Origin of the sequence: Sulfitobacter sp. HI0027 (assembly GCF_001634775.1) — a bacterium.
Classification (GTDB): domain Bacteria; phylum Pseudomonadota; class Alphaproteobacteria; order Rhodobacterales; family Rhodobacteraceae; genus Sulfitobacter.
The window spans coordinates 1-5,825 of the sequence record NZ_LWER01000054.1 but is presented as its reverse complement, the minus strand read 5'-3'; the positions used below and the strand labels follow the sequence as shown (position 1 = coordinate 5,825).

The 5,825-nt window shown below is 58.2% G+C and carries 4 protein-coding genes and 2 pseudogenes; 1 reads left to right on the top strand and 5 read right to left on the bottom strand.

Features of this window, described 5'->3' with window-relative positions; translation table 11 throughout:
• From A3722_RS03675 to A3722_RS23080, 5 genes and pseudogenes are all read right to left on the bottom strand, one after another.
• Positions 1–1,436: efflux RND transporter permease subunit (locus tag A3722_RS03675; protein ID WP_150120419.1), on the bottom strand; the 1,436-nt coding region annotated here is incomplete at its 3' end.
• Positions 1,437–1,447: 11 nt separating this feature from the next.
• Entirely contained in the window at positions 1,448–2,974 is a 1,527-nt protein-coding gene (locus A3722_RS03670; protein ID WP_067627124.1) for an efflux RND transporter periplasmic adaptor subunit, read from the bottom strand.
• 200 nt (positions 2,975–3,174) lie between these two features.
• Entirely contained in the window at positions 3,175–3,588 is a 414-nt protein-coding gene (locus A3722_RS23820) for a hypothetical protein (protein ID WP_150120119.1), read from the bottom strand.
• 196 nt (positions 3,589–3,784) lie between these two features.
• On the bottom strand, positions 3,785–4,672 hold the full coding sequence (locus tag A3722_RS03665) for a MobA/MobL family protein (RefSeq protein ID WP_067627122.1): 888 nt from the start codon (positions 4,670–4,672) through the stop codon (positions 3,785–3,787).
• An 18-nt stretch (positions 4,673–4,690) separates the two neighbouring features.
• A pseudogene (locus A3722_RS23080) lies at positions 4,691–5,448 on the bottom strand (IS5 family transposase).
• A gap of 151 nt (positions 5,449–5,599) precedes the next feature.
• Between A3722_RS23080 and A3722_RS03650 the strand changes: the two are divergent.
• Positions 5,600–5,825 (top strand): annotated as a pseudogene (locus A3722_RS03650) (IS110 family transposase); the annotation flags it as partial.

Sequence of the window (5,825 nt, the reverse complement as noted above, 5' to 3'; positions counted from 1 at the left end):
CCGGTCATGGCGAGTGCAGCCGATGCCGCCAAGGGCCGGAAGGTTTTGCCCTCAACCCCTTGCAGCGAGAAAAGCGGCAGGAAAACAACGATAACCACGGCAACCGCCGCCACCAGAGGTGCGATTACCTCGGCGGTAGATCGGGCAACCAACATACGCGGCTCTTCAGAGCCGTCGTCTTCCTCAAAGCTGCGATCCACGTTTTCAGAGATAACAATCGCCCCGTCGACCATCATCCCGATGGCGATGGCGACCCCCCCTAATGACATCAGATTGGCGCTGATGCCGAGCACGTACATTGCGATAAACGCAAAACCTACGGAAAACGGGATCGACAGGACCACAACCAGACTGGGACGCCAGCCGCCCAGGAAGACAAACACCACCAACGCTACGAGTACAGCCCCCTGCCACAACGCCGTCGTGACGGTTGCGGAGGCCTTGTTTACCAGCGTTCCCTGATCATAGTAGGGGACCGCCAGTACACCATCCGGCAGGCTTGCGTTGATTTCCTCAAAGCGCTTCTGGACCCGCGCGATGACATCGGATGTGTTGGTGCCATAAAGTTTCAGAACCAACCCTGCGACAACTTCGCCTTCACCATTGGCGGTTGCAAGACCTTGCCGAACGCCACCGCCAACGATGATGTGGCCCAGATCGCGCACGCGCACGGTGCGCCCGTCCTCCACGTTGACGACAATCTCTGCGAGATCAGAGATTGTCTTGGCAAGTCCAACGCCGCGCACCGTGTATTGTTCGGATCCGATTTCGAGGAATTGCGCCCCTTCGGTTTTGTTTCCGCGCTCTAATGCGCTGATCACATCGGCGATTTGAATATCATAGGCAAGCAGCGCATCGGGATCGAGCCTGACCTGATATTGCTTTTCATAGCCACCAAGGGACAAAACCTCGGTGACACCCGCCACGGTCTGCAACTGATACTTGACGATCCAGTCCTGAATTTCGCGCATCTCGACAAGGTTGCGTGCGCCGGTCTGATCTTCCAGACGGAAATACAGGATGAGGCCAAGCCCGGTTGAAATCGGACCCATTTGCGGGTCGCCAAACCCGTCGGGGATGTTGCCACGCGCTTCGGCGAGCCGCTCGCCCACGACCTGACGGGCGAAATAGACATCCGTCCCGTCCTCGAAATAGATGTTCACCACCGACAGCCCAAAATTCGATACCGACCGCATATTTTTGAGTTTGGGCAGGCCCGACATTGCCGTTTCGATTGGATAGGTCACATAGCGTTCAACCTCTTCGGGGGCGAGCCCTTCGGTTTCGGTGAAAACCTGAACCAGCGCGGGTGTCACGTCCGGAAAGGCATCAACAGGCAAGGCGCGAAATGCAAAAAGCCCGCCAAGCGTCATCGCAAAAGCCGCAATGGCCGCCAAAAGCCAGCCGCCTGCGATGCGGTGCATAAAATCAGTCATAATCAGCTATCCTAATGTCCGTGGCCGTCGCCAAAGGCGTCTTTTTCAAGTTGGGCTTTGAGTGTGAAGGCCCCGTCAGAGACAAAGAGGTCGTCTTCCTCAAGGCCGCTGCGGATTTCCACATAGCCGCCAGCGGTTGTGCCGACCATGACGGCGCGCGGTGCGAACCCGCCGTCAACAGGGACAAAAACAGACGGACGGTTCTCTACCAGTTGCACGGCGGATTGTGGCACGCGCAAAACCTCCGCGGCATTGCCGACGCTGAGATCTGCAATCACAAACTGGCCGGGGGTCAGGGTCCTGTCAGAGTTGTCGATGATGACACGCGCCGTCGCCGTGCGCGACACCTCATCAATAACGGGCAGGACAAATGCCACTGTTGATTGCGCAATGACATCGCCCGCGTCTGATTTCAGGGCAACCGGCGCGCCAACGCGAACGCGGCTGATGTCTTGCTTGTAAACCGCGATATCGGCCCAAACCACGCTGTCATCGACAATCGTGAACAGCACCTTGGCGCTGGAATCCCCGGCTGTTACCGTTTCTCCCAGCGTCGCCGCACGTCGTACAATTGTTCCCGCAAGTGGTGCAGTCAGATAGGCATTGGCATTGTTGCCATCCGGAGCAGTGGCTATTTTTTCGAGAGCGGCGTGGTCAATTCCGACGGCATGCAGTTCGGTTTCCGCAGCTTCACTTTCGGTCTTTGCCGATTCATGCTCTGCGCGGGCCGTTTGGACATTTACCTCAGATGTGATCTTTTGCGCCCACAGCCCTTCCAGGCGCGTCAACGACTGTGCCGCAAGGGCTTCGTTCGTTTTTGAAATCATCCATTTCGCTTTCAACCCTGCAAGCTCGCGGCTTGTGATCAGTGCCAGCGTATCTCCATAGGCAACGGTGTCGCCTTCACCAACCAAAAGCCGGTCGATGACTCCGCTCACCTTGGGCGTGACATTTGCCATCCGGTCTGCGTCAAAGCGGATTTCTGCTGGCAGGCTGAGGGACTCGCCCAAGGCTCCCAACTCAGCTTGCTCTAGTAAGATTCCGGCCTCTTTCGCGACTTCGGGGGCCAGTTTGACAACATCGCCACCGCCTTCATCGCCGTGTGCGCCCTCAGCTTCACCAGCGTGGTCGTCATCGCCATGCGCATCCTTGGCTTCACCGGCGTGGTCGTCATCGCCATGCGCGTCTTTGGCTTCACCGGCGTGGTCGTCATCGCCATGCGCGTCTTTGGCTTCACCGGCGTGGTCGTCATCGCCATGCGCGTCTTTGGCTTCACCGGCGTGGTCGTCATCGCCGTGCGCGTCTTTGGCTTCACCGGCGTGGTCGTCATCGCCGTGCGCGTCTTTGGCTTCATCGGCGTGGTCGTCATCACCGTGTGCATCTGCAGCTTCTCCGGCATGATCGTCATCTTGCGGCGCTGCTGCAGCTACTGCAGTCATTGGCAATGGCGTTTCCGCATTTCCAGTCGCGCCAGTGATCGGGACCAAGGCAAATACGCCCACCGTCAGCGCAGCCATGGTCATCGTTGTCAGTTTCATAATCGTACTCCAGGAATTGAATAGGTCACTGAAAACACGTCCAGGCACCTGTTGGAACTTCGTCTGCCATGATCAAACCGATGAAATGGCCCTGAAACAGATTCGGCTCAAACGGTTTGGTCTGCTGTGATATCTATGAGTTTCTACAAAGCCCGCTGCGACGCGGGATATGTAAAATACCACTCTGCAATGGGGGCAGATCAGCCTCGCGGAGGACGGTAAAAACCTTGGAGCGTGGCAAGGACCACAGAGGCGTCAGCCCAGTGTCGCGATCGGTCTGCTGACGACTGATCGCATGCCAACTGCGCCTGCTTTGGTCCAATAATGTGGATATGGCAATCGTCAAAGCCATGGAATGCCTCACCATTTTCGCTAAATCTTTGATCATGAGTAGCTAAATCAAGATCACCCGTATCGGTAGCAAAAATAACTTTTTCAAAGACTGCTTCACTTGCCTCAAACACATGGGCATCGGCTTTTGCAATGCTGAAATTCAGAGCAGCCGAAAGCAATATGGCCAACCCGATTTTAGCAATACGAATGGCGGACAAATACTTCATATTGGTTAGTTTACTGGGCATGTCGCCTATGATCCACCGGTTTTTAGTATCCACCCATTAGTCCAACCCACCCCATCAGACCCCTTGATAGCGATCCTTGGGGCGCATGCAGCGAAAGCTAACTTTGTCCCGCACTGTGTGAATTCAGGCGCAGTGCAGCGAAGGTCGGTTACTGCTCTTCAAAACCTGACTGACATCGCCAGCCATAAGGCAGGGGAAGGGAGGTTTTGCTTGGTGCGCAGCACCAACCCTACCGCTCGATCCCATGCCCTCGGTCGCGATGGGCTTCGCGCTCAATCTCCTGCTGGCGTTCCAGCTCTTTCACCCGTTCCTGTTCTCGCGCGGCCTCCTGCGCGATGTGCCGTTCCTCGGCCTCACGGCCCTCGCGCAACGCGGCTGCACGCGCAGCAAGCTCGTCCGGATCTATTCCCGCCGCTGCCTCGCGCAGACGCGCCGCCAAATCCGGCGAAGCCTCCCGCTCCTGCACATCAACGTCCCGTTCCTTTTCACGGCCCTGCCGCGCCTCCCATGCGTCCCGCAACCGCGTGGCAAGGTCAGGCTCCTCCTCTCGGCCATCACGCCCCCCCGCAAGCGCCAGCTCGGACTGTCCCGATCCTAGACGGTCCATGACGCGCTCTGCTGCGCGGTCCAGCCAATCACGAACCTGTCCGGTCAGCTCCTGCACCACCTGCCTGACCTCGGCGGCACGGTCCTTGACCTCGTGCCAGACGCGCACGGCGGCAACCTCGACCCCGCGCTCCTTGAGCTGCCATGCGCCAAGGGAAAGCTGGGGCAGGGGCGGGCGATCCAGAGACATGGCTCGCACGGTCTCGTGCAGCTCCGCGCCCTCGTCGCCGCGCTCCCGCGCCGCCGATGCCAGCTCAAGCGCCTCGTCGCGCTGCGCTACGAGCGTTCGATGATCTACGCGGTCCTCGATGCCGGCGCGTTCAAGGGCCGCGTTGCTGTCCCGCGCCCACGCCTCCCGCCAGCCCTCAAGAACCTCGACCTTGTTCCAGTCGCGGTTCTTGGTGGTAAAGCCCTCTGTATCCACCTCACGGGTGGTCAGCAGAATGTGGGCGTGATGATTGCGCTCGTCCCCCTCGCGCCCCGGCGCGTGCAGGGCGATATCAGCCACCATGCCACGGTCCGTGGACATTCACTTTGAGGCAATGACCGTTGCGGCGAGGTGCCAGTTGGCGGCATAGCTGGACGCGGTCTTTTCATATCTCGTGGCTATTGCCCTGAATTCCTTGATCTTCGCGAAGAAGTTTTCGACGAGGTGCCGCCACTTGTAGGCATGTTTGTCGTAGTCGCGCGTAACCTTTCGGTTTGCCTTGGGCGGGATGATCGCCTTCGCTCCGCGTGTATCAAGCTCGGCGAGCAGCCAATCGGCGTCGAATGCCTTGTCGGCCAACAACGCATCGAAATCCACGCCTTCGATCAGCGGCGCGACGCCTTTCATGTCATGCGCCTGCCCGGGCAGAAGAAGAAAATCAAACAGGTTCCCCAAGGCGTCGACGAGCGCCACGACCTTGGTCGTCAGTCCGCCCCGCGAGCGTCCGATGGCCTGATGCTGAGTCCCCCTTTTGAGCCGCTCGCCTTCTGGTGAGCCTGGACGATGGTGCCGTCGATCAGTGCATACTCGAAATCGGGACAGCCGCTTATCTCTTTGAAAACACGCTCGAAAACTCCGGCTTCAGCCCATCTTCGGAAACGCCGGAACACGCTGTTCCAATTGCCGAATGCCTTTGGCAGATCACGCCACGGCAACCCCGTCCGCACCCGCCATAAAACAGCCTCCAGAAACAACCGATTGTCTTTGCCCGTCGCTCCGCTGTCGCCCGGCTTGCCAGGCAAAAGCGGCCTCAACCGCCCCCAGACGTCATCGGAAATCACAAACCTCTGCTCGTCCATTCAAACCTCCCTTTTGGAAGGTTGAATCAAACCTCAGGTGATTTGAAAATCCGCAATGTCCACAGATGGAGTGGTTGCCGCCCTCCCCAGACGGCATCGCAATGTGCCAAGGTCGTGGTGTTGAAAGCCACACAAAGAGGAGGACGGCGAGATGAAGGATATGATGATCGGGGTCGATCTGGCAAAGAATGTTTTTCAAGTTCATGGGGCGCTGCACACGGGGGAGATTCAGTTTCGCAAGAAGCTGACGCGAACGCAGTTTCCCGTGTTCATGGCTAAGCAGGAGCCAAGCTTGGTTATCCTCGAGGCATGTGGCAGCGCACATTATTGGGCGCGCGAGATGGAAGCGCTTGGACATGAGGTAAAACTCATCGCGC

What these genes read in the sequence shown, in the direction of transcription:
- A3722_RS03670 (WP_067627124.1), bottom strand. Translation starts at nt 2,974, where the DNA reads ATGAAACTGACAACGATGACCATGGCTGCGCTGACGGTGGGCGTATTT.
- A3722_RS03665 (WP_067627122.1), bottom strand. Translation starts at nt 4,672, where the DNA reads ATGGTGGCTGATATCGCCCTGCACGCGCCGGGGCGCGAGGGGGACGAG.